The following is a 25,239-nucleotide window of genomic DNA, read 5'->3' as shown; positions in this document are numbered from 1 at the left end:
TATATTCTTTCACCAAGTATATTATCCGAAAAGGGGTTTATCAAGTGGGAGATAAAATAAGAGCTGCGACTTGTTTGAATTCTTTTCCGTTTGAATATGGGTAAATTAATTGATAGATTAGGTGACAGATCGGGAGATTGCATCTTATAACAGAAGCTCTAAAAAAAGCCTCATCAACAGATTTTTGGAGTAATTAGACAGAGCTATTTAGAAGAATCATGTTAAGTCTTGTATTTGCGGATGACTGCAGTACTGCTAAATTACGGGACCCTCAACCACTATGATTTTTTGAGCAGGACAATCAATTTTGACTTCACAACCAATTGGTAAACTGATAATCGGTGCATTATGCCCGAAGTTTAGATTATAAACGATTGGCAGATCAGACAACCCACATTCTTTTTGGATCACTTGGAGTAATGCATCTTTATACTCATGATAATAAAGCTCTCCCATAGGCTTAGCTACTAACACTCCAGAAATCTGATTGAAAATCCCTTGAGCTGCCAGCCCCCTTAATAGAATTGTGAACATCTCAGGATCAAGCTGCATCTCTGAAGTTTCCAGAAAAAGGACTTTTCCCTGCCAATCTCTTGTCTGCGGCCAAATTTTTGTTCCTATCATCATAGGGAAAGTGTCCAGACAGCCGCCAAGAAGCTGACCTATGACTTTTTGTGTTCCTTGTAAGAATTCGTGACCGCGAACTTCTGCTATCATTTTTCGCTTGACAGATTGATTAGCAGGCTCGAACCAGTCTAAAAATTCACTGGTCCATTCAGGACTACTTTCAATTGATAATGGAAAGTTATCTTTTGAAACTAAATCCAAGAAGTAGTTCAAGGTATAGTCATGCATTTCAATATTTTCAGCGAATTCAACCAAAGCACAAGGTCCATAAATAGAAGCAACACCAGCATGATGAAACATAAAATGATTGATGGTGGTATCCGAATATCCAATGAAGAGCTTCGGATACTTACGAATAATGTCGAAATCGATATACGGCAGCAAGCGAATCGTGTCATTACCACCAATCATACAAATAAGCGCATCTATACTGGGGTCCTGAAGTGCCTCCATTAGATCTTCTGCTCGTTTTTCGGGATGATCATGCAGATAATCTGACTGTTGTAAGGCATTAGGCGTCAAAACCACTTGGTATCCTAAGTTCTCTAGTCGTCGTTTTGCCTGTTTCCAGCGATAATCTAGCTGGGCTTCACCAGCTAGTCCAGCAGATAATGAAATGAGTGCAATCGTATCTCCTTGTGAGAGTCTTTTTGGTTTAATCAATTTTTTCCTCCTTTTCCACTATCAATTGTCAGCCATTCGTACTGAAGCCATAATTCCACCTCAGGGAAACAGGGAACACTTTCAGAAGGCTTTTTTGCCAGAATAATATTGATCTGTTTGTCATGGATCAGATTTTGACTGACCGCATAAGCAAGCTCTGAGAAGCTGGCAGCACCAATATAGCCGATTATTCCATTCTTTTCTTTGTTCAATAAGTAAAATATATCTGCTGCTTCGATATTTCTGAAATAATCGGAAAGAATGATTGGATATTCTTCGGTCAAGTTATTACTTAGTTTTGGGTAATCGATAACTTCACAGTCTTTAGATTCAAAGCGGCGGATCAGCTCCCTGTATTCAGTTTGAAAATCTATACTTCCTGAAATAACTACTTTTGGCATCATCGCACTCTTCCCTCTTTATTCGTTTGATTCTATTATACGCCAAAATTCTTTCTGCTGTTTATTCAAACTCATGTGCTGAACGAAATCTAAAAGTGAGCAAACTATCGTTTATAAGATTCACCGAGTGTTCCTTTTCGGTTAAAAAGAACGCCACATGCTTCGATAATTGCGAGCATGTGACGTTCATTCTAACTATAATACGACCTATTTCCCTAGCAGTTTTTTGGTTGATTCAACAATATTTTCCACAGTCAGTCCGTAGATTTCAAAAAGTTCGTCAGGATTTCCTGATTTACCAAAGCTATCTTGAATTCCGATCATGCTCATCTTTTTAGGATTATTTTGAGAAAGCAGTTCACTCACTGCGCTGCCAAGTCCACCAATCACAGTATGCTCTTCCACTGTCACAAAATAGTCTACTTCATTGGCTGTTTCAAGTAACAATGACTGATCCAACGGCTTAATTGTCGGCAAGTTGATCACTTTTACGTTAATGCCTTGTTTTGACAATATTTCTGCAGCTTCTTTTGCTACCATTAAGCCAGTACTTACAATTGCAGCTTCTTTACCTTCTGTGATTACTTCCCCTTTTCCAATTTCAAATTTGTAATCCTCTGAGTGGAGGGTTGGGGTTGCAACTCGACTTAGTCTCAAATAGACAGGGCCATCATGTTCAGCAGCAGCCAAAACTGCTTGTCTGGCTTCGACATCATCGCAGGGATGAATGACCGTCATGTTGGGTAAACTGCGCATAAGTGCAATGTCTTCAATTGACTGATGAGTGCCTCCATCTTCACCAACACTAATGCCCGCGTGTGTTCCTACAACTTTGACATTTACATTGGGATAACAAATAGAATTTCTAATTTGATCAAATGCTCTTCCGGTTGCAAACACCGCAAAGGTACAAGCAAATGGAATTTTCCCGCTTAATGCCAGTCCTGAGGCCATCCCCATCATGTCAGCCTCAGATATGCCTGCGTTAAAGAATCGATCTGGACATTCTTTAGAAAACATGATTGACTTTGTTGCATGGGACAAATCTGCATCTAAAACAACCACCTCTTCATTTGACTTTAATTCTACTAACGCACTTCCAAAGGCCTCTCTAGTGGCTAAATTCATTTTGTTCACCCCTCAGTTCTTTTACAGCTTTTTCACATTCTTCTGCACTGGGCGCAGCACCATGCCATCCCCCATTATTTTCCATGAAGGAGACTCCTTTTCCTTTGACCGTCTTCGCAATAATAGCGGTTGGTTGATTTTTGACTGCTTTGGCCTGATCAATGCTCTTGGAAATCTGATCAAAATCGTGACCGTCAATCTCAAGCACCTTCCAATTAAATGATTGAAATTTTTCCTTGATTGACCTAACCTTCATTACTTCATCATTGGTTCCATCAATTTGCAACCCATTGTGATCGATTATTGCTATCACGTTGTCCAGATTGTAATGAGCAGAGCTCATTGCGGCTTCCCAAATCTGGCCTTCTTGCAATTCACCATCACCAATGAGTGTATAAATTGTATGATCGTCTTGTTTCATTTTTGCTACCAAAGCCATACCATTGGCAATGCTCAGTCCCTGTCCTAACGAACCAGTAGAAGCATCTACTCCAGGTGTTGTTTTGATGTCAGGATGCCCTTGCAGCATCTCTCCTGTTTTCCGTAATTTACTTAATTCTTTTTTGGGGAAAAATCCTGTATTTACCAAAGTCGTATACAGCGCGGGTGCCGCATGACCTTTAGATAACACGCAACGATCACGATTTTCCATAGCTGGCTGGTTCGGATCAATCGTCATCTTTTCATAATAAAGCACCGTTAATACATCAATAATTGACAAAGATCCTCCAGGATGTCCAGATTTTGCTTCAGTAATCATTTGGATGATATCGATTCGAGCAGAAGTTGCAATTTCATTTAGTTTCTCACTTTTCATACAAACGCCTCCATTCTAGCTAACAAAGTGTTTCTATTTATTCAGACAATAAATTCGATCTTGTATATTTTTTTAATCACCCATAAATTGCTTTAATTACATTTAAAATGAGATTGAATAATTACCGAAATAATCTGGAATCAGTGCGGGAAACTACGCATCGCTAATCCCCAAATACACTCACTTAAAACTTAGACATTTTTGGTGATTCTCTTCTACAATTTTTACTACTTCTTCGTACCTTTGGGGGTCGCTGCCAAAACGACCAACAAAAACGCCGTCGATTTCATTATTTTGCACAATAAGCTTGGTATTTTCAGGACTAACAGAACCACCATAAATAATTCTCACTTTTTGTGCTGCTGCATCTCCGAAAAGATCCTGTAAAATATCTCGTATCAGACTCGCTATCTTGTGAATGTGTGGGACATTGGCAGCTTTTGTTTTCCCTACAGTCCACATAGGAGTATAGGCAACGACAATTTTTGGGGCTTGAGATTTATCTACTTCAAAAAGATCATTAAAAAGCTGTCGGTATAATTTGCTTTTGAGTAAATTATAATTCTCTGTCTTACTTTCTTCGCCAACGCAAATTACCAGTTTCAATCCTTTATCTAATGTCAATAAGACTTTTTTGTTAATCAATTCATCACTTTCTTTAAAAATGCTTCTTCGTTCCCAATGACCTAATTCCACATACTCCCCAGCTTCATCAATAAGCGAATCAATCGAGTACTCTCCAGAGAACATACCGTATGCTTCAGGGGCAATATTTTGAGCTCCTAATTTAATAACTGAATATTTAGTAATTTCTGCTACTGAAGTAATCATACCCATAGAAGGGAATAGAACTTTTTCAACACCTTGATCTTCTCCAACTAATTGAACAAGTTTAGCTGCAAATTCTTGGGCTTCTTTTTTTCTATTTTGCCTCATTGCCCAGCTCATTACTACAATTGGTTGTCTTTCTTCCAATTTAAAACACCTCCAATAGTCACTAATGATTCACCAATCAGTTCGTTTGTTGTTCAAACTTTTCCCAATCCTTAATAAAACCCTCAATACCAGAATCCGTTAATGGATGACTCCACAGCTTAGGGAATAGCGTTCCTGGGATGGTTGCAATATGAGAGCCAGCCAAAGCCGCCTTCTCCACATGTTGAATATTTCGAACGCTTGCCGAAATGATTTCACTTTGATAGCCATATAAATCAAGCACTTTTCTCAAGTCATTGATCAATTGAAGACCTTCACCCGAAATGTCTTCAAGCCTGCCTAAGAATGGACTAATATACGTAGCTCCTGCTTTAGCTGCCATTAATCCTTGTGCCACAGAAAAAATTAAGGTCACATTCGTTTTGATTCCTTCTTTAGATAATTGGTTCGCTGCCCTCAAGCCATCTTCTGTCATTGGAATTTTTACAACAACATTTTCAGCCCAACCGGCAATGTCCCGGGCCTCTTTAACCATGCCTTCAGAATCTAAAGCAATAACTTCCGCACTAACTGGACCTGAGACTACACTGCAAATCTCTTTGATCACAGTTTCAAAGTCCTTTCCCTCACGAGCAATGATTGTAGGATTTGTTGTTACACCATCGACTAGTCCTAAATCATTAATTCTTTTGATCTCCTCAATGTTCGCTGTATCTAAGAAAAATTTCATATGATAAAACTCCTATCTATTTTTTTGTGAGAACTCATATACCTTTAAAACATCGGTGATTTCTTCTGTAGTTTTACAATTTACTAAGTCGTTAAATAGCTCTTTGTTGGTAAGACACTTATATATTTGATACAGTAAAAAAACATGACTATCCTTATCGGGAATGCTTAGACAAACGATAAATTTGATTTTAATTTCGCTGCCTTGGAATGAGAGACTTTTTTTCATTCTCAACATACTGACACCCAATTCATTCGCCCCATCTTCGGGTGAAGCATGAGCGATTGCAAATCCAGGCATGAATAGTATGTACGGTCCGTTTTCTTCAACAATATCAATCATATTGTCAATATAGTTTTGATTGATATAGCCTTTATCTTTTAGCAATTCTCCCGATTTTCTAACGGCTTCTTGCCAGGTCTTCGTCTCAACATCAAGCATCATTTGATCATTCTTAAGCTGATCAAAGAAAAAAGGCCCCTTCATGTTACTATATTGCCGATTTAGCTCTTCCAAACCTTCTAATTTGGCATTATTGCTAATAAGCTGCTGGTACCCTTCTACATAATTTTCAATGTTACGATGAAATAAAGCCTTATTTGTCTTTTTATTTATTTGCCGCATACATTTGCGGATTTTTTGCATATCGCTCGATAAAAGCATTTGGTTCACAACAACCACCGGATACTTGCTTTTCTCAATTGGAATTGTGGAAATGACCAAATCAATTCCTTGTTGCGCGTCCAGCTTATAGGCAGGGATCGTATCTTTTATTTCCACATTAAAATAATTCAATAACCTATTCTTTAAAAACATCGAAACACATCGACCGTTTGGACAAACCAAAGCTACCCGAAGTTTCCTGTCGAAATTATCGTGATTTTCCACAATAACAGCCATGTGCATGACAATGTAGGTAATATCATTTTCATTGATTCTTCTGCTCACAATATTTTCAATCGTCTCTATATGATGATTGACTACCTCAAAGATATCTGGATATAGTGCCTTTAATTCTTCACTAATCGGATTTTTTTGCGAAATGTTTCCTTTTTTTATATTTTCAACGGTCGAAATAATGTGTGAGCATAAGACCTCATAGTTTTCGTATTCAATTTCGTCTAGGATATCTAAATCCTTGCAGACTTCCCAAACGAATGAGGATATTTTTATTTGATCTTCTACGTAATAGTGATTTTTCATTTCAAATCCATTATCCGAGCTTAACCATTTAAACATCCCATTCAAATCGTTCATCTCACCGTTAGTCAACCATTTCTTTGTTTGATAAATTTCATCAAAGAAAGCTTTCATGAGTACTTGATCTTCATTGCTTTCTAATGGCTCATCAGAAAGTATTTGTCCTGCGGTCATCCTCTCTTTCTTAAAAAGAACACACAGTATGAATGCCCAAAACATATCATCTTTCAGCACAATGTGGTTTTTATCGAAGAAGACAATCAATTTTGATTTTAGTTCTGTTAGGGAATTTTCCGTGAATTTGAAGATAGAGGAAATGATTTCTCTGAATTTCTCATTGAAAGCTACCGATGTTTCCATCAGCTGAACATAAACCAGCTTACGGACTACCTTCTCTTCCCCAATAATTTTATACCCTTTATTTGTTTTTGATTTTAATTCAAGCTGTTCATTTTGTAAGTCTTTTCTCAACTGCTTCAAATCATTTGTTATAGTGTTTCTGCTGACAAAAAGTTTTTTTGCAAGTTCATTGCCGGTTACATAATTCGGGCTGCTTAATATGAAGAGAATTTCAAATATCTGTCGTTCTTCTTTGCTCATTTTGTAAAGGAAGGCATCCGTTTGTTCATTATTTTGCTCTAATTGGCTAAAAAAAAGGGACCAATTTTTCACTACAATAAACGATTTGTCTAACTCAACAACGTCAGATTGCAGTTCCTCATTTATAAATAAGACATCATTTTGCAACGTTCTGAAACTAATGTCGTTTTCTTTTAAAAACAAATCGACATCAACAATTTTATTTTTTTTGAGTTCATCAATTAGACCGCTTTTCCTATTATCCATTATTTTTGTCCCCAATCGTTATTGATGAATTGGCAAGATTAATTAAATTCCTTTTCAATGATCGCTTTCAAAACCGTAGATCCTTTTTCGTTAACATGATTAATCAAGTCAGTATCATTGAATAGACCAATTACTTTTGATAATACTGGTACTTGTTGTTTATTATCCTTAATTGCTAAGTTAAGAATGTAGTTTACTTCTATTTTGGTCGATGAATCTTCCATGCTAACAAAGCTTACTTTGTTTCTTGGTTTTAATAAGCAAATGGCAGACTCATGAACAAAATCAGAATCCGTGTGGGGAATTGCGATGGGGGCTAACGTATTTAGCCCGGTAGGATATTTTTTTTCTCTTTCAATGCATTGATTGCCAAACTCATCGTTTACAAAACCTTCATCATAAAGTTTTTTTGATGTTTTTCTAATTGCATCTTGCCAATTTTCTACTTCTTCATTGATTAATAGAATTTTCATGTGCACTCACTTCCATCATTTTAATTAAGTAAAGGTGATAATACAACTACCACCTTTACTTTCAATTCGCTTACTTCAACGACTGAATAGCCTTCGCCATGTTGTCACCAAAAACAAAACTTCCTGCCACTAAACAATCTGCTCCTGCCTCTTTACACAACATTCCAGTAGTCTGGTTAATTCCTCCATCAACCTGTATAATGTAGCTATATCCATGTTCCAGTCTTTGGTTTTTCAACCAAGCTATTTTTTCAAGGGCCGAATCTTGAAAGGGTTGTCCGCCAAAGCCTGGGACTATTGACATTACTAAAGCAATGTCCACATAAGGAAGAAAAGGTAAGTAATCTGCGGTATCTATTTCGGGACTGATGGTGACTCCAACCTGTTTTCCTCTCGCCTTGATTTTTTTTACCAGCGCCATTGAACGATCGACATCATTCATTGAGTCTAAGTGGAAAGTAATACTATCCGCTCCTGCATCCATGAAGACATCTACAAAATATTCAGGATCAGTGATGACTAAATGAACGTCGATTAACAGATTTGAAACTTTTTTTACAGCTTTTAATACATCTACCCCAAAAGAGATATTTTTTACAAAATTTCCATCGAAAACATCAAAATGGATCCAATCTGCGCCGCCTGCTTCTACTTCTTCTAATTGGCTCTTCAAGTCTCTAAAATCAGCGCTTAATATTGATGGTGCTACTAACATAAATTAACCCTCCTCTTATTTCAGTGCTTTTAATAGGTTTTTTACTGCTGCCATCGAGGTCCTATTGATTGCTTCTTTGCTTAAGGCCCCATTGTGTGGTGTTAAAATCACATTGTCTAACTCCATTAGTTTCTTATCAAAGGTTGGTTCGTCACTATGAACATCTAGAGCTGCCGCAAATACTTTTCCACATTTCAAGTAATCGTATAAAGCCTCATAATCAATTAGACTAGCTCGAGCCGTATTGATAATAACGACATCCTTTTTTAGTTTCTCAAAATTGTCTCTGCTTAGTATAGGCGTCGTTGAATTAGATGGGATATGAAAAGTTATAACGTCAGCAGTCTCGAAAATCTCATTTAGCGAGGCTTTTTTTACTTGAAACTTTTCACAAAATTCTTCATCGTAATATTGATCGAACCCAAGAATATTTAAATCAAATCCTGAAAGTCGTTGGATGACTGTTTTACCGATAGCCCCTAATCCTATAACCCCGACCGTTTTTTCTGCTAGATCTAATCCCATTAATTTTGTCCATTGCCCTTTTTTGGCCTCATTGGCGGAGTAGCATAGACCTTTCAAGGCAGCTAACATGGAAGTGACCGTATATTCCGCAACAGCATTGCTATTAGCACCACTGGTAACGGATACAATTACTCCTTTATTTCTGCAATAATCCAAATCAACGTTGTCTAGTCCAACGCCATATCTGGAGATGACTTTTAGTTTGGGACAATTATCTAAGACATTTTTAGTAATTTTTTCCGTACTCAAGATCAATGCTTCAACATCAGTAAGTGCCTGAATCAATTCTTGTTCTTCCATTTGTCTTCCATAAGAATTAAGACAAACTTCCATTCCTTCTTTTTCAAGCCATTCGATTGGCTCTTTGCTAAATTTACCAAAACTATTTGAAGTAACTAATACTTTTCCCATTCTCTCACCCACTTACCTTTACAGTAATTCATAATGCACTAACATCTCTTTAATTTCCTGATCCAGTTCAGTACTTGGCTCTTGAACAGGTAGTCTTCCAGCTCCAACTCGTGCAATATCTGCAAGTTCAACTGAACGTTTCAATACGGAGGGCATTGTTCCTGCTCTATTTACTTTACTCAAGGTTTGAAGGGACGTTTGCCATTTTTCTGCCTCTACATAGTCTTTGTTCTTCGAAGCTCTGTAAAGTTTAACAAGGTTCGTTGTTAACAAATTGCTTAATCCAGCAATCGCCCCGTCAGCACCTGCCTTCATCCCCTCTAAAATAACCGAATCCGATCCGACTAAAACCGTCATATTATTTTTATTTGCAATTTCAACATAGGCCTTCAAGTTTTCCATGTCTCTGCTGCTATCCTTAACACAGACGATATTCTCAATAGGAGCTAGCTTTGAAACAATACTAGGTGTTAAGGGATTGCCTGTTAATCTTGGAATGTTATACAAAATCACTGAAATATTTACACTTTCAGCGACTGCTTTATAGTGTTCAACTAATTCGTTTTCATTTAGTGTGACAAAATAAGGTGAGATGACCGATATTCCGTCTACTCCGAGTTTTTCCATTTCTTTGGAAAGATAGATTGTTTCTACTGTAGAACAGGTCCCAGTTCCAGCATATACCGGAACTCTTTTATCGGTATATTCTATTACTCTTTCTACAAACTTAATCTTCTCTTGATTCGTTAATACATTAAATTCGCCATTACTACCAAGTGCAAAAATACCATCTACACCTTTTTCAATTAAGTGATCAATCAGCTTTTTGGTCGCCGAGTAGTTGATTTCCTGCGCTTGATTTCGCTTAAATGGGGTAACGATTGGGGTAATTAATCCGTCTATCATTTAATTGCTCCTTTACTTAATCATATTTTGTATAAATGCCAGAATAACTTCTATAAAGTTATTCATACCACCAGCTGTTACTTGAACCCCGTCCTGGATCGCTAGTACTCCAGAGCTTTCAACGAATTGTGTACATAAAGCGGCGGTGTAGTTGAAAGCAAAATAAGTGAAAACCATATAAACGGTCCCGATAATAAGCGAGCGGAAGATATTGCCTCGAGAGACTAAAGTAACGGTTGCCATTGCATAGGTTAAAGAAGAGCCAAAGAATGCTAAGGGGAAAAAGTGATTAAATGGTAAAGCAAAAGCTAGGAATACACTGATAGGAATCATTAATGCTGATACAGTAATAGCCGTTTGGTTACCTACACCCAATGCAATATCTACACCAATGTGAAAATCTGCATCATTTCCAAGTCTTTTAATCATGTAATCACGCGCTGCGGTACTCAAAGGACTGATCCCTTCCATAAACATCTTAACCATTCTCGGTGTCAGTGTAATAACAGCCGCTAATCCAACAGCGACTTGAATCGTTACTGTTAATGATTGTCTGGTAATAATGGAAAGAAATGCTCCCAAAATACAAGCAATAATTGTTGGATCACTTAACCCGCCAAGTTTGTCATTTATAGTGTCATAGGATAGATCAACTTTTTTGACCCCTGGAATTTTATCTAAGATCCAATTGATTGCTACGGCAATAGGTAAAGTAGTTCCCAACTGAAGAATCGTTGTACAGGTAGTCCCTTCCAATCCAAAGTAACTTTGCCATGCAGGTGCGATTTTGTCACCCACGAAACAAACAAGTACTGATAAGAAAAGTCCAAAAATTACACTTACCACGTAATTTGACTTACCTGACATTCCTGCAAAAGTAAGAACAAAGGATAAGACTGCAGCCGATTTAATGAGATGCCAATAATTCCAAATATCTACATTCAACGTCTTTATAAATTTTGTTCTGATTAGAACGAAATTTAACAATAACCCTAGCGGTACAATCAAGCCAGCAAATTTCGTCGCCCACGCAGCTGCGGATAATGTCTCCCATCCAACGTCAACGATTGTAAAACCAGAGCCTTCCTCGGCCGCATAAAAGTTAATAATCGGTTCCAAGGTTGCTACTAAGAAATTCACGACTAATCTCAATCCCTGAAACCCAATACCAACCAATAATCCTGATTTCAATGCCTGCAAAAACTTCATTTTAAAAATTAATCCCATTGCCAAAATCATTAGTGGCAATAGGGCTACTGCTCCTACAGCCAGAATAGATTGAATAATGTGTGTCAGTTGTGCCATTTACAACGCCTCCTTATGTTTTGTTTGCCACATCTTTCAGAAGATTTCCCAGTTGTTCTTTCAACTTATCTGTACCAATTCCAGTAATCAAAGGAGTTACGCTCATATAGGGTTTTCCTAAATCCTTCTCATACCTATTTGTAGATAAGACGACATCTGCATTCTGAGATGAATCTTCAATTGTTTTCATGCTGCATGTCTCAATAGTTGCGTTAACTTCATACGTCTTACATATTTCTGTCACTGCTTGGGAGGCTATAGTTGATGTGGCAACTCCACTCCCACATGCGATAAGAATGTTGATTTTTCTTGTCATTTATACCAATCCTTTCAAGTTGTTAGCTAGCTATATCTATAGTTTAGCCAATTTAATTAAAAAGAAAATAGCAATTTGTTACCGTTATCATAATAAGATTGTGCTAATCCTACTCATTTCTTCTCTTATGATGCCAACTAGACGTTTAACCATTTAAAAAATCCTTTGCCCTCTTTATAAATTGATTCCTCAATTCTAATTTATTCTAACGAAATCAGACAAACTATTTTTCTCTACCAAATAAAGAATGATTCGTTATGAAACTAGTAAGTAGAAACATCGTTCCATATTTTTCTAGTTTCAGAAAAAATTACCCATCTCAACAAAATGCCTAAATTTAAGACGTCTGCCTCTATGTCGTTTTGATAGATAAAGAATGATCTAAGATCAGTCTATTTAATGCGCCGCCAGCAGCAGCCCTCAACAAAGTATAAAAATCTCTTTACCTGTTAGATGTCGCTCCCACTTATTAAAGTAGAATAAAATGGGCATGTCTCTAAAATCTGCTAAAGATTTTTAGAGACATGCCTATTTTCTATGTAAATGATACTCTTATTCGTAGTATATTGCTCTGCTTAATGTTCTTTAAACCCATCACCAAAGCCTTCTTTGTCTATTTGTTGACAACAGGTATGAAAATGAAGTAGGTCTCTATAATCAACCTAAGTACTAGCTAGTACTGTAAAAAACTGCTTATGACGAATTTTGTACAAGTAAAATATTTTGAAAGAGTTAAGAAATGTTAAGAGAACGAAACGGTTATTGAAATAAGTTGATTGATTGGACAACTTATTTAGTAATACCAATAACTGGAAAAAGACAAGGAGAGGAACAATCTAAGCCTATTCGAAAGATCAAATCAGCTGATTGTTAAACAAAGATAAATAGTACACTTGAACAGATCGTACCTATTAGGAAAGATTTGATACTACCTTGATTCCCCTCCGGTAACTCAAATTTGATAATATTCATTAACATCGCACCAGTAATAAAAGCTTCAATGGAAACTACTACATAATAGGGCAACTGAATGACCAGAGAAAGAAGTGCTCCTATTAAAATGCTTAATGAGAGCACGAAGCGTCCTCTTTGATGGTACATTTTCCCATGATGATGACTCAATGACCAATCATTCATTAAAAAGTGCAGACCAAAGGCCACGAAATACATGAGGATATAAAAATGCTCTGAAAAAGTATTGGCAATCACCAGATAACCAATCATGATATTGTACACTGCGTAGAATGAGATGTCTGACCAAAAATATGCAACTTCCGCACTGGTAAGGTCCCGCTTCTCCACGATATTAAAGTTTCTTTCATCTAACTTGTACACAATATAAGAAACGACAAGTCCCAGCAATACAATGGCATAAATCGCATGAGTATAACGAATTCCAGAATCCCAACCAAATTCGTTCACCAACACTCCTTGGGAATAAGCTAATTGAGGTAACAAATGTATGATTGCATAAGATACACCTACTCCTGCCGCAAAAGACATCATAAATTCCACATTCAGCTCCTCAAATAAAAAAAATTTGGAAGCCAAATGGATAAAGATAAATCCTAGAATGACCAAAAAATTCAATAAATTATCTTCTAACACTGCCATAACACTATAACTCCTCTTTCCTCACCTTACTTTTTATGTTTGTCATTAATTATAAACGTTGAGGTTGTACTACTGTCAATAAATGTGATCAGAAAAGGACATGCTGCGCTATCTAACAACTCTCATAAACTCGGTAATTATTCGACTCATCTCAGTTGGTGATTTTCTTGGTGTTTCTTCACTCCACACTATGGTCAGCTTCCAAAAGCCAGCTAATTTATATGCGAACTCATATTTATGATCATTAATTATTTGCTTAGCTGCTTCTAAGTCATTAGGAACACGACCTACTTTCAAAGCAATCTTTAACACTAAATCAACAATATTTTCTTCTATACAGTATAAAAGCCTGGCTTCTTTCAACAGCAAAAAGACATCGATGTTGGCTTCCCAAAATTCAAAGTAGCATTCCATCATTTCAGCTAGTGATGCTGCCTGTTTTTCCAACAAATTTGCAGTAAAATCATCTATTAACCGCAAACTAATTAACTCAATAACCTCATCTTTTGACTTGAAGTGTCGATAAAAAGTCCTTCTACCTAAGCGAGCCTCATCCGTAATATTTGCAATTGTAATATCTGAATAAGATTTGCTTTTCAATAATCGAATTATTGCTTCCGCAATCCATTCTTTCGTTTCTCCAATTTCCATCACAATACTCCTTTTCCTTACGGCACAAAAAATGAAAAGTGTGCCAATTATTCTCAGGTTGTTGATTAACTAATTTTCGCTTATTATACTTAAGTTAGATAGCTGGCACAAGTGTGTCATAGTTCTAGAATTGGGATAAAACTTATGAATACTTTTTCTGATATCACCGATAAAATCGGCAGCTTCTTAGACACGCATGAATATGAATCGATCAAACTGTCTAATGCTATTTTTACTTATTTACTATGTGGTAAAGGTAATTCAACTTTGGTCTTTTTAGATGGGGGATTGGGCACGTCAGAAATTTGGTTTGAATACATTGACTATTTTGAGAACGACTATCAGGTGTTAACCTTTGTTTTTCCCGCCAATCTAAATACAAATACTAAACAGGTTGTGGCGATTCACGAATTGTTGGAATTCTTAACGATCGAAAAGCCAGTTTTCATCGGTGCTTCATATGGTGCATTATTGGCCCAACTTTTTACTAAACAATTCCCTGAAGAAGTTGGCGGATTGGTTCTAATTTCTGGTGGTGGAATGACAACTGTTACTAAAGTTGAGCTGAAAAAATTGAAGATTCCTTTTCACTTGGCAGTAGTCATAGCCAAAATCTTACCCTTTGGTTTTGTAAGGAAAAGCATTGTCAAAGAATCCATTAAGAATATGACGAACAATGAAAACATAGAAAATCAACAGATAATCGCTGAAACGATGAATACTCTGTATGGTGATCTATCAAAAGAGTCCTTAATCAACATGGGAAATTTGCTCCCTGATATATTCGATAGTACCGTTTGTACTTCGGAAGATTTTGATTCATTGGCTGGGAAAGTTTTACTCATTTTTCCTGAGAAGGATTTCTTTCCTAAAGCCTCTCAAGAATCTTTGTTACAGCTAATGACGAATTCTGAAGTTATTTGGATAAAGGATGGCTCTCACGGTGATCCTATGTTTAGCAAAGAATATATGGAGATAGTCTCGAGATTCTTGAAAAATAGATAGTACCTCATTTTGAATCCCTCTCGTTTTGGTTACTAAAATGATTACTATAAAAAAATACAGAAATATTCTACTTTCTGCTTGACCAACACGTTACGTGTTGGCCTATAGTAAGAATATAAGTTAAATGAAACGAATCAGAATCGTCATTCTTAACATCTAAGAATATGTAGATTATCTCATTGGAAAAATAAAGGAGGAATTATCAATGGCTAGACCAACAACCAAAATCGATTTAATTCAAACAAGTAATGAAACATTCACCAAATTAATGGAGTTACTAAATTCAATACCAGAAGACCAAGTAACCGCTACATTTACTTTTGACACTGGTAAAGAAAAAGGTGCTCACTGGGAGAGAGATAAAAATCTCCGTGATATTTTAGTTCATTTATATGAATGGCACCAGCTGCTAATTGATTGGGTAACTACCAATCTTGCTGGTGAAGAAAAACCGTTCCTAAAGGAAGGATATAACTGGAAAACTTATGGCGCGATGAATGATGAATTCTGGGGGAAACATCAGAATACTTCTTATAAGGATGCGCTGGCTTTACTAAAAGAAAGTCATTCTGCTGTTATCAAGTTAGCTGAACCATTATCAAATGACGAATTGTTTTCTAAAGGAGCATTCACTTGGGTTGGCGGAAGTACTTTAAGCAGCTATTTTGTCTCTAGCACTTCCAGCCATTATCAATGGGCTTTGAAAAAAACCAGAAAATTTAAAAAATCCTTACAGACTTAACTGAGGACAGCTTCATATGCTATACTGCTAATACCTTGGCAGGGGCAATTCGTATTGCTGCGGCATCGAGCGCTACATTGGCTCGATGCCTTTTTTGAAATTTAGTTCGTCTTCTTTTGAAAAATCAGTATGAATCACACAAAAAACTAAGATAGTCCACCCTCTCAGCTGATTTTACTAAAATTTTACTCAGGAAGTTTAATCACAAACTGCTTCTCATAATTATCTGCTCCCTGACTCAATTCAATCGTGAATCCGTGCTTTTCAATTATTGTCTTTGTAATTGCTAAACCTAATCCACTTCCATTAAAATTACGTTCAGTTTCATTCTCGCTGACGAAGGGTTCGAATAGACGCTCGCGTTTCGTTTCTGGGATAGGTATGCCATTATCTCCAAAAATAATTTTTGTTCTGCGACCTAACTGTTGAATCACAATCGTCAGTTCTGTTTGCGGCGGATTGTGTTTGCATGCGTTAATAATTAGGTTGGAAAAAACCCGTTTCATTTCAGTTTTGTCAATTGCATAATACAATGGTTCCTCTGGTAGTTCTAAATTCAATTTGATCTCATGCTGCTCTATTAGATCATAATTATCTGCTGCTGCCTCTTTTAAAAGATAGTTAATGTCTTGCTGTTGTTTTTTCAATTCATAATCGGCTGAATTTAACTTAGTGTAGCGAAACATCAAATCCAGTAATTCATTTGCAGCTACTGATTTTTGATAAATAATCGCTGAGACTTCCTTCTTTTCTTCCATTTCTACAATATCTTCGCTTAATGCTTTAGAAAAGCCAGTAATGCTGGTTAGCGGAGTCTTTAGGTCATGAGCAATATTGGCAAAAAGGATGCTTTGTTCTTTTGCCAGCTGCTGACTCGTTTGGGCAATTCTCTGATCCAAGCTGCGATAAAATAAGTAAGAAAAAATTGCGACTGCTGAAAACTGCAGACAAACACAGATCGCCATCAGCGGCAGCTCATATTTATAAGGAAACAGTAGGGTAATGCCTTCACTAAATAGCTCTTCTAGCAAAGAAACGGTGATAGAAAGACCGAAGAAATAAAGGACAAAAGCTTTTAATATGGCTCGCTTAAGTTCTTCCATTAGCTACCTCCAGTCGATAGCCTAGTCCACGAATTGTTCGAATTCGTTCGTTGCCAATTTTTTCTCTCAATTTACTCATCATAACACGAACATTATTATAGCCGGTGAGTGAATCTTGCCAGCCATGTTCATAAATTTGTTCTTTGGTAAACACGCGACCAGGCTGTTCCATCATTAGCTTAAGCACCCTGAATTCAATGGCTGTCAGTTCAATTGATTCTCCCAAGACGGTTGCTATACAAGAATGCGTATTTAAATTCAAATCTCCAACTGCTAATAAGGAGTGAGGGTTTTCCTTTGATACTCCCAACTCATGATAACGACGCAGCAAAGACTTTACTCGCGCAATTGCTTCGTGAGGATCAAATGGCTTAATTAAATAATCATCTGCTCCTAACTCTAAGCCAAAAATTCGGTCAGATGCTTCAACTCTAGCAGAAATAACCAAAATCGGAATATTGCTCTCTTTTCTAATTGTGCGAATCAATTCAAAGCCGTCAATCTTCGGCATCATTACATCAACAATCATCAAATCTATTTTATTCTTACTAAATATCTCTAAGGCTTCCTGACCATCGTAAGCCTCAAGAAGCTCCAGCTCTTCACTTTTTAGATACATCTTCAGCAGTTTTACGATTTCCTTTTCATCATCTACATGTAAAATCGTGTACTTCATTTCCCCGTCTTCCCCTTTCATATCCCTTTTTAAAGTTTATCATAGAGAAGGTGAAAGCCCGTAGCCTTTTTTACATTTCTGTTTTTATAACTGTATCATTAACTAGTTCCATTCGTCGTTCCAATTCTTTTCTAGTGAATTTACCAAGATAAAGCTCATCAACCAACTGACCATCACCAACAAACAAAACTCGTTCACTTTGAGCGGCGACTTTTGCATCATGAGTAACTACAATGATTGTTGTTCCTTCTTCATTAATCTTAAGCAAAATATCTAAAATTTCTTGAGCCGCCTTTGAATTTAATGCTCCTGTTGGCTCATCCCCGAAAACAATTCTTGGGTTTCCCATTAATGCGCGACAGATTCCTGCTCGCTGCAGCTGTCCACCAGAAACCTGATTGATTTTACGATCCCTTAATTCATCAATTCCGACTTTTTCCATCAAATCTTCTGCTCGATTAACCAACTCATTCATTCCCGCATTCTTATCCTTCATACTAGGAAGAATAATGTTGTCGATAATTGACAAGTTCTTCAAAAAAGTGGGTTGCTGAAAAATAAAACCCATCTTCTCTCTACGTAAATCAGCCAAAGTCGCCTCTCTCATTGTATCAATAGGTTCTTGATCGAAGACAACCTTTCCAGAATCAATGTTGTCCATTCCACTAATAGCGTACATTAACGTTGATTTTCCTGATCCAGAAGGCCCCATAATGGCGACGAACTGTTCTTCCTCAATTTGAATATCTAAATTATTGAGAATTTGTACCTTTTCTTGTCCTTTACCAAAACTTTTTACAATATTTTTTCCTTCAACTATTGTTTTCATTTTTCTCACCTTAATCTTTCAAATTCTCGGCAATCTCGATATTGCCGGTTCGTTTCGTTACCGCTCCGGTTGCTAAAATAGTAGTTAAAATCATTAGCAACGGGCAACCTAGATAAATCAATAAATTGCCGCTGAATCGGACAGAGGTTAATCCCATGAAAGAAACCAGTACTGCTGCTAACTCTTTACCAATAGTCATTGCCAACAAGGTCCCGGTAAATAAACCGATCAGCAAGATTACAATGCTTCGTGCTAGATACTGTCGAGCTAAATCTTGGTTGGTAAAACCTAATGCTTTCAAGGTAGCAATTTCTCTCTTATCCTTAGTCATCAACAGTTTCATAAACAAAGAAGTGATTAGTCCAGTAATCAAAACGGCTGTAATAGTTGCTCCAATAGCTGCTAAAAAAATAGAGCGTATGCTAGGTCCTAATGTTTGTTCCTTATAGTCGGCCACACTGTTCACCTTTGCAAAAGGCAGCTTCTTCTTGTACAAATCAGCCTTTTTTTCAACAGCAACGGTGGGCTTTAATTGAACAAAAATATTCGTCCACATTTTTTCAGTGTTTCCATCCTTAAAAGAGGCCTTCGCTGTTCTCCCACCATTAAATGCATTGGTGTAGGTCCCACAAACAGTCAGTTTTTTCGCTTTGCCATTTTGTAAAATAGTAAGTGTATCGCCAACTTTCTTACCATATTCTTCTGCATTGATTGTTGAAAGAGCGATATCATTTGCCGTTTTTGGTGCTTCACCAGTCGTGTAGTCTACAGTAAATTTCTGATGATTGCCTAATTCGATGCGCAACACCCCTTCAGCATTTGCTTCATTTACGGCAAAGCTTTTTGTGACCATTTTATTATAATCGGCAACCTCTTGGTCCTTTTCTAAAAACTGTTCAATTGCTTTTTCCTGTTCTAAGCTATTTGGTGAATCATAAAGACTAGTTATCACATTTACTTCTTCACTATAACCAATAAATTTAATAAACGAATCATCTACAATTGTTCGGTAAGCCATCCAAGGTACAATCATGATAAACGATGAGATGATAAAAACCAGCAGCATTGTTAAATACACTTTTTTCCGATTGATAATGTCGATAATTGCTAAGCGTGTGTTTAGTGAAAGGACCACTATTTTTCTTATATTGAACCAGGAGTGATTGGAATTTTTTTCATCCGTTCCGTTGAATCGAATTGCTTCAACCGCTGAAATTTTCTTGAAGCGGTTAAGTAACAAGGAGACATACAGAATCAACACCAGCATCACAATAAGAACACCAACTATCGAAAGAAGCTTACTCAGCTGTTCATTGCTGCTTTCACCGAAATTCAGCTTAATGTTTTCCAACAATTTGGTGCTAATTGGAAGCGAAATTATATAACCTAGTAAGCTGCCGATGACTGAAATGGCCACGTATTTAGCAACATAAATTTTCTTGATCTCTTTTACTTGCATCCCAATGGCTTTCATTACACCAATTTCTTGGTAATCTGCTTCAATTTTCGCCAGCAGAGTGAAGCGTATACACATAAAAGTCATCAGAACAACCAACAAACTTACTAATAATAGAATTGCTATCAGCATACCATCAGAAATTGCACTTGCCAGTCGAAACAAGTGATGGGTAACCGTGGGACCGTTCATCTCTAAACCTGCTTTTTCATAAGACGATTGAAAATCATTCAGTTTTGATAAATCTTTTAAACGAAACTGAATCAAATGCTCAGGAGTACCAGAAGACACTAACGCATCAAAGTCTTGTTGATGAACCAAAAATCGCTTTGATCCCGTCATTGGTGAATTCATCTCGCCATCTCTGACGAAACCATTTACTTTAAATTTCCTACCTGCGATGGTTACTTTGTCACCAATTTTTGCTATTCCACTCTTTTTTAAAGATATAGGAACGTACAACTCGCGAGGCTTTGGTTTAATTGGTTGATTAGTTAAATCCAACAAATAATCTAACTGTCTGTTTTGAGTTGCCAAGCCATTATCAACGACACTGTCGGAAAAATTGTAATCCCCTATCTGAATTTTTGACCCTTCGACATTCAAAAAGATTGAATCCTCATAGCGATCAATGTTCTCGTTATTTTCGACAAACTGTTTCATTCTTTCCTCATCGAGATCGCCAGCGTGCATTTGCAAATAATGAGCCACCTCAGATTTTTCCAACAAGGTATCAATGGACCCTAGCAAATTGATGCTCAAAATTGTTGCTAAAGCAACTAATAAAGCTGCTACTGTGACGAATGTAGTTGTAGTTATCGTGATTAGTTTGCTTTGCCTTACATCGTTACGTATAATTCTAAAATACATCTTGCTCACTCCTAACTCCTTTGTAATAAGAACTATCTATAATGATCCAGATAAACTTCCTTTTAATTCTTTGCTGATGCTGTAAAAAATTTATCAGGATTTATATAAACTATAACTAATCAAGGTTGCTGGAATGTACACGAAGTATTAACTGAATATTAAAAGTAAAAAAAGACATCAGATTCAAACATTTCTGTCCAAATTTGATGTCTTAATTAATTTTAATCCTAGCGGCTGTGACTTATCTGGCTTTTCAGTGGTCGATTATTCAACGAAGCTCCCTAGCAAGTATAGCAATTTTTTTGCCACTTTTTATCAACTTATTCTGCAGTCTCACACAACTGGCCAAGGATATCAATTGAACACAAATATCTTGCTTACTTAACCACTTTGAAAAACTTTTCATTGTTCAAATCCTTTTTTCGATCAATCCTATATCCAGAAGAAATAATCTCAAGCTGCTTAGTCTTAAACAAGTTAAAACATTCTGTTCCCGTATTTAAACGGACGATTTTTATTGTATTCATATTTTTCTAAAATAGTTGATTCAAGATTAATTCCATAGTGTTCACAAATATCCATGACTCTAATTACTACGTCTGCTAATTCAGAAGGAACACCTACCATTTTACCCGAATCAGTATAATAAGTTTCGTTAATTCCATGACCCTTACGAATTTCTTCCAAGGCTTCTGATAATTCAAAATGTCAGAGAGCAATCAAGGTACCGAATTCTCTTTCTGACTCCCACCAACCATGATTCATAGCATTTTCATGAATCATTTTTTGTACCTCTTGGATTGAGCTCATTAAACTATCACTCCAGCATTTTATTTTTTTATACCTTTTTAATACCAAAATTAGATTTTGTACTACATAATTAGATAGTATAGTTACAGCAAAGGTCTCTTTGTTAGCCCTATCATGGTCGTTGCTATGTGCCTATCGTATTTAGTCAAATAAATTAAAAAACCGGCTATTAAGCCAGCTTTAAAGATCCAACACCATATTGTACCAAGTTTCTCCAGCATGTTGTGAATCAGATATCCCTTCTACTTTGTAGCCATTTCTTTCATAAAAGGGAATAAGCGTTTCCAAACAAGTTAATGTAATTCCTGATCTATTGTGATTTTTTGCCACTCTTTTCAATTCTTCGAGCATGCCACTAGCAACACCGGTCCCTCTGTACTCCGGTAAAACAACCAAGCTAAGAACAGACTGATAACCACCGGTTTCAGGATTGACCGTACTTTTTTCGAATAATTCGTCATATAAGTATCTTTCTTGAATAACTGGACCTACTACATAGCCAATTGGCTGATTTTCTTTATCTGTAGCTACAATAAAACTGTCGCTAATCAATTGGATTCGTTCTTTCATTGCTTCTTTGGTAGCAGCTTCTTCTTTTGAAAATCCACTAATTTCAATCGCGATAATTTTATCAATTTCCGTAATTAAAGGTGCTCGAAAGTTAATTGCCATAGTATCTCCTTTCTATTACTTCATACTCATATTTACTGAGTACTCCAACTTATAGAGATTCCCAAAAAATCTTAAATGCTCTGGTCCTTATTTTCCCACAATTTATTCTCGTTAACTTATAGGTTTGGTTATCTCGAATATCAATAGGGTACATATTTGGGGATTTACCTGGCAATATTACTTTGTTGTCAAAGGTTACCGTAACTTGTTGTAAATCAAAGGATTTTCTTCGTAAGTTACCAAAAGAAAGAGCCTCCAACTGTCTATTCTTAACTTGGACGGTTGTAAATTGCCCCCAAAGAGCTAAACAAGATAGCAGCAGCAGTACTGGAAAAAAGATCCAGAAACTTATTTCTTCACTGTATCCATGAGTATAAGCAAATTGACACCAGTAAATTAAAAAAATCTGAAATAGGCTAATAGATACCACATAGGCCCAATTCCATACAATCACTTTTTTCATTTTTACTCCTTACCGTACAATTAATAAAAAGACAGCTTACTTGACGAGCCGTCTTGAAATGATTTTTATTATTCAATAATCAGCATATTATTTTGATCAAATTTCCAATCTTTACCATATGCAACTTCCCAATAGTACCCATCGGGATCAGTAAAATAGCCAGAATATCCATCCCATAATGGATTTTTTTCAGGCTTTTTGGCAATTACTCCGCCAGCTTTAACAACTTTATTGAAAATTTCATCTACTTCTGCTATTGAGTGGACATTTATTGCCAAGCTGATACCTGAGAAACCCGATGTTTGAACAGCTGGTGGTTCATCTGCGTTTATATCTTTAGCCAACTCTTTGATGGGGCACAATTCCAATTTGGTTCCATCATTATCAAAGAAAACAATTGGCGGATTATTTCCTTGTTCGTAGGTTTTGAATCCTAAATACTTATAAAATGCTAGAGAAGCTGTCATGTCCTTTACACCTAAACAAATCAGATTGATTCTATTCATCAAGTTTCCTCCTAATTTTTGAAATACACACTAAAAACAGCAAACGTTGAAAGCCTAATTGCATATTTCAGCTTCTCGCATAAACACAAAAGAATAAAAAAAATGCTCCAGAATAATTTCACACCAATTTCTAGAGCACTACCTAAATCTAATCTTCAATGACAACACGTTGAACAACTGCTAAATTAATCAGACGCGAATGGCTTGATTGTGAGTGTCTGACGTGAATCCAATTTGGTTCTTCGGGAAGCTCGTTGATGAGTGTATTCGCATGAAAACTATTTCCCCGATCATACCGGAAAGCAACTTCTTTTTCATTATTCAGAGCATCGATTATAATTTGTTTCAAGAGACGATCACCACACTTTCTAACCCAATTATAGCACTTTTAGAATGGAGCAGATAATCATTTTTCAAGCATTAGTTAATCAGTCCAACAATCAATAAAATGAGCTCTGCCGCACCGTTGATCACATCTATTACCGATATTGAAGTAAAGGCTAACACAAAGCAGTTCACCAAAAGTAAGCGAGTTAAAATCTACGTGTGAATAAAGATGATATGTGAGTGACGGTCTACTATTCTATTTCTTAAACACTCTCTAAGTTAGTCTGTCTACTACTGCAAATAAAAAGGCTCGTTTAAAATAGCACAGAAGATTGGTACAACTTGTAGTATTTTATCAAGTAAAGTACTTTAGTAATAAACGATGCAGCCTTGTTTTCTTAAATCCTCAATCCAATTAGGTATTATTAATTCGTGGTTCCACCTTAGATCAAGTCTTTGCAGTTTTACTAGTTGCAATAAGGTTTCTGGAAGTGATTTAAGTTCATTGCTTCTTAAATCAAGTTCAATTAAGGAAGATGCTTGTCCAATGTCTTCAGGTAATCTTTCAACTTTATTATGGCGCAAATTAATTCTTTGCAAATTTTTTGCTCTCAAAAAGTTTAAGCTGAATTGCTGAATTTGATTACTTTCCAATTCCAAAATGCGGAGCCTTTCCCAGTTACTGCAATCAAACTTGAACGCATTAATCTGGTTGTTTCTCAAGTACAGCTCTCTAATATTTTCGAGTAGCGCTAACGATAACGGAATATCCTTAAGTTGATTGTTCATTACTCTCAGCTCAACTAAATATTTTAGTTCACCAATGCTCTCCGGAAGCTTCGTCAGCTGATTATCACTCAAATTTAAATACTCAATTTTTGGTACTTTGCCAAATAAATCAGGCAGTTCTGTGATTTTATTGTTGTGCAAATAGACATAACTTTGTAGATTAACTAAATCAAAAAAAGTTTCAGGAATTGTTCGAATTTGATTATGTCCAAAGTCGATATTTTTCAGTTGAGCTATTTGCTGAATTTCTGAAGGTATTGTATCAATTTGATTAGCCGAAATATTCAATATCTCTAAATTTTTCATTTTAATGAGTGCTTCTGGAAAGTGCTTAAAAGAATTATTGAAAATATTTACTTCTTTATAGCTATTCATTGCGCCTTCTAAATGCGGAAGCTTAGTCAACCCTTTACTCATTGCTGTTAGTTTCATGAATCCTCCTTTAAAATTGTGATAACTAAGTATAGCAATGTTTTATTGATTGGTTCAATAAACTTTGCAAGAAAGAACCTAACAAAAGGTCCTTTGCTAGGTCATTAGAAGGTTATTCTCTACTTCTTTTATAAGGATAACTTTACAAAAGAATAACTATAAAGATGAAAGCAATAATTACTCTCTACTATTGAAGAAAGCACCCCTGGAGTAATAAAATTGGGCTCCTTATTGTATTTTTATCACTACTATTCAAAAAAGTAAGAGGCACATTTAGCATCTTTGAAAACATTCC

At 36.3% G+C, this 25,239-nt stretch carries 26 protein-coding genes; 2 read left to right on the top strand and 24 right to left on the bottom strand.

Annotated features, from left to right (window positions below; translation table 11 throughout):
* Nucleotides 1-255: 255 nt before the first annotated feature.
* The 15 genes from IGI49_RS04055 to IGI49_RS03985 all read right to left on the bottom strand — a co-directional run bounded on the left by IGI49_RS04055 (nt 256) and on the right by IGI49_RS03985 (nt 14,264).
* On the bottom strand, nt 256-1,290 hold the full coding sequence (locus tag IGI49_RS04055; protein WP_429963460.1) for a S66 family peptidase: 1,035 nt from the start codon (nt 1,288-1,290) through the stop codon (nt 256-258).
* The gene (locus tag IGI49_RS04050; protein WP_429963459.1) at nt 1,287-1,694 is read right to left on the bottom strand and encodes a hypothetical protein; all 408 of its coding nucleotides are present in this window, start codon (nt 1,692-1,694) and stop codon (nt 1,287-1,289) included. The genes IGI49_RS04055 and IGI49_RS04050 overlap by 4 nt, the downstream gene beginning before the upstream one ends.
* Nucleotides 1,695-1,898: 204 nt before the next feature.
* The gene (locus IGI49_RS04045; protein ID WP_429963458.1) at nt 1,899-2,819 is read right to left on the bottom strand and encodes a transketolase family protein; all 921 of its coding nucleotides are present in this window, start codon (nt 2,817-2,819) and stop codon (nt 1,899-1,901) included.
* Entirely contained in the window at nt 2,803-3,636 is an 834-nt protein-coding gene (locus tag IGI49_RS04040; protein ID WP_429963457.1) for a transketolase, read from the bottom strand. Before IGI49_RS04040 ends, IGI49_RS04045 begins: the two co-directional genes overlap by 17 nt.
* Before the next feature lie 180 nt (nt 3,637-3,816).
* Entirely contained in the window at nt 3,817-4,611 is a 795-nt protein-coding gene (locus tag IGI49_RS04035; RefSeq protein ID WP_429963456.1) for a triose-phosphate isomerase family protein, read from the bottom strand.
* A 37-nt stretch (nt 4,612-4,648) separates the two neighbouring features.
* Entirely contained in the window at nt 4,649-5,302 is a 654-nt protein-coding gene (gene fsa / locus IGI49_RS04030; protein ID WP_429963455.1) for a fructose-6-phosphate aldolase, read from the bottom strand.
* Nucleotides 5,303-5,314: 12 nt separating this feature from the next.
* On the bottom strand, nt 5,315-7,348 hold the full coding sequence (locus IGI49_RS04025; protein WP_429963454.1) for a BglG family transcription antiterminator: 2,034 nt from the start codon (nt 7,346-7,348) through the stop codon (nt 5,315-5,317).
* Nucleotides 7,349-7,386: 38 nt separating this feature from the next.
* Entirely contained in the window at nt 7,387-7,821 is a 435-nt protein-coding gene (locus IGI49_RS04020) for a PTS sugar transporter subunit IIA (protein WP_429963453.1), read from the bottom strand.
* A gap of 70 nt (nt 7,822-7,891) precedes the next feature.
* Nucleotides 7,892-8,536, bottom strand: coding sequence for a ribulose-phosphate 3-epimerase (gene rpe / locus IGI49_RS04015; RefSeq protein ID WP_429963452.1), 645 nt, complete (start codon nt 8,534-8,536; stop codon nt 7,892-7,894).
* 15 nt (nt 8,537-8,551) lie between these two features.
* A complete protein-coding gene (locus IGI49_RS04010) occupies nt 8,552-9,472 on the bottom strand; it encodes a phosphoglycerate dehydrogenase (protein WP_429963451.1) in 921 nt (306 codons plus the stop codon).
* An 18-nt stretch (nt 9,473-9,490) separates the two neighbouring features.
* Complete coding sequence (gene dapA, locus IGI49_RS04005; protein WP_429963450.1) at nt 9,491-10,378, bottom strand: 4-hydroxy-tetrahydrodipicolinate synthase; 888 nt, start codon at nt 10,376-10,378, stop codon at nt 9,491-9,493.
* Between the two features lie 12 nt (nt 10,379-10,390).
* Complete coding sequence (locus IGI49_RS04000) at nt 10,391-11,683, bottom strand: PTS transporter subunit IIC (RefSeq protein ID WP_429963449.1); 1,293 nt, start codon at nt 11,681-11,683, stop codon at nt 10,391-10,393.
* 13 nt (nt 11,684-11,696) lie between these two features.
* Complete coding sequence (locus tag IGI49_RS03995) at nt 11,697-11,999, bottom strand: PTS sugar transporter subunit IIB (protein ID WP_429963448.1); 303 nt, start codon at nt 11,997-11,999, stop codon at nt 11,697-11,699.
* 870 nt (nt 12,000-12,869) lie between these two features.
* Nucleotides 12,870-13,613 (bottom strand): hypothetical protein, encoded by a 744-nt coding sequence (locus tag IGI49_RS03990; RefSeq protein ID WP_429963447.1) that lies wholly within the window; start codon nt 13,611-13,613, stop codon nt 12,870-12,872.
* Between the two features lie 108 nt (nt 13,614-13,721).
* Nucleotides 13,722-14,264, bottom strand: coding sequence for a TetR/AcrR family transcriptional regulator (locus tag IGI49_RS03985; RefSeq protein ID WP_429963446.1), 543 nt, complete (start codon nt 14,262-14,264; stop codon nt 13,722-13,724).
* Between the two features lie 144 nt (nt 14,265-14,408).
* On the opposite strand from IGI49_RS03985, the gene IGI49_RS03980 reads away from it, so the two are divergent.
* Together IGI49_RS03980 and IGI49_RS03975 are read left to right on the top strand one after the other, a co-directional pair.
* Complete coding sequence (locus IGI49_RS03980) at nt 14,409-15,269, top strand: alpha/beta fold hydrolase (protein WP_429963445.1); 861 nt, start codon at nt 14,409-14,411, stop codon at nt 15,267-15,269.
* Nucleotides 15,270-15,474: 205 nt separating this feature from the next.
* Nucleotides 15,475-16,011, top strand: coding sequence for a ClbS/DfsB family four-helix bundle protein (locus tag IGI49_RS03975; protein WP_429963444.1), 537 nt, complete (start codon nt 15,475-15,477; stop codon nt 16,009-16,011).
* A gap of 185 nt (nt 16,012-16,196) precedes the next feature.
* On the opposite strand, the gene IGI49_RS03970 is transcribed toward IGI49_RS03975, so the two are convergent.
* The 9 genes from IGI49_RS03970 to IGI49_RS03930 form a co-directional block, all read right to left on the bottom strand.
* Entirely contained in the window at nt 16,197-17,114 is a 918-nt protein-coding gene (locus tag IGI49_RS03970) for a sensor histidine kinase (protein ID WP_429963443.1), read from the bottom strand.
* Entirely contained in the window at nt 17,101-17,790 is a 690-nt protein-coding gene (locus IGI49_RS03965) for a response regulator transcription factor (protein WP_429963442.1), read from the bottom strand. Before IGI49_RS03965 ends, IGI49_RS03970 begins: the two co-directional genes overlap by 14 nt.
* Before the next feature lie 70 nt (nt 17,791-17,860).
* Nucleotides 17,861-18,619: an ABC transporter ATP-binding protein gene (locus IGI49_RS03960; protein WP_429963441.1), complete on the bottom strand. Its 759-nt coding sequence runs from the start codon at nt 18,617-18,619 to the stop codon at nt 17,861-17,863.
* A gap of 10 nt (nt 18,620-18,629) precedes the next feature.
* On the bottom strand, nt 18,630-20,945 hold the full coding sequence (locus tag IGI49_RS03955; protein WP_429963440.1) for an ABC transporter permease: 2,316 nt from the start codon (nt 20,943-20,945) through the stop codon (nt 18,630-18,632).
* Nucleotides 20,946-21,422: 477 nt separating this feature from the next.
* On the bottom strand, nt 21,423-21,632 hold the full coding sequence (locus IGI49_RS03950; protein ID WP_429969591.1) for a hypothetical protein: 210 nt from the start codon (nt 21,630-21,632) through the stop codon (nt 21,423-21,425).
* A 303-nt stretch (nt 21,633-21,935) separates the two neighbouring features.
* A complete protein-coding gene (locus IGI49_RS03945; RefSeq protein WP_429963439.1) occupies nt 21,936-22,427 on the bottom strand; it encodes a GNAT family N-acetyltransferase in 492 nt (163 codons plus the stop codon).
* A gap of 49 nt (nt 22,428-22,476) precedes the next feature.
* On the bottom strand, nt 22,477-22,890 hold the full coding sequence (locus IGI49_RS03940; RefSeq protein ID WP_429963438.1) for a hypothetical protein: 414 nt from the start codon (nt 22,888-22,890) through the stop codon (nt 22,477-22,479).
* Nucleotides 22,891-22,958: 68 nt separating this feature from the next.
* Nucleotides 22,959-23,396: a VOC family protein gene (locus IGI49_RS03935; RefSeq protein ID WP_429963437.1), complete on the bottom strand. Its 438-nt coding sequence runs from the start codon at nt 23,394-23,396 to the stop codon at nt 22,959-22,961.
* A 696-nt stretch (nt 23,397-24,092) separates the two neighbouring features.
* A complete protein-coding gene (locus IGI49_RS03930) occupies nt 24,093-24,944 on the bottom strand; it encodes a leucine-rich repeat domain-containing protein (RefSeq protein WP_429963436.1) in 852 nt (283 codons plus the stop codon).
* Nucleotides 24,945-25,239: the final 295 nt, after the last annotated feature.

The sequence above is a fragment of the Enterococcus sp. AZ071 genome, assembly GCF_050499065.1.
Classification (GTDB): Bacteria; Bacillota; Bacilli; order Lactobacillales; family Enterococcaceae; genus Enterococcus_A; species Enterococcus_A ferrettii.
Note: the sequence above shows the minus strand (reverse complement) of the source record. Positions and strands in the feature narration are given on the sequence as shown.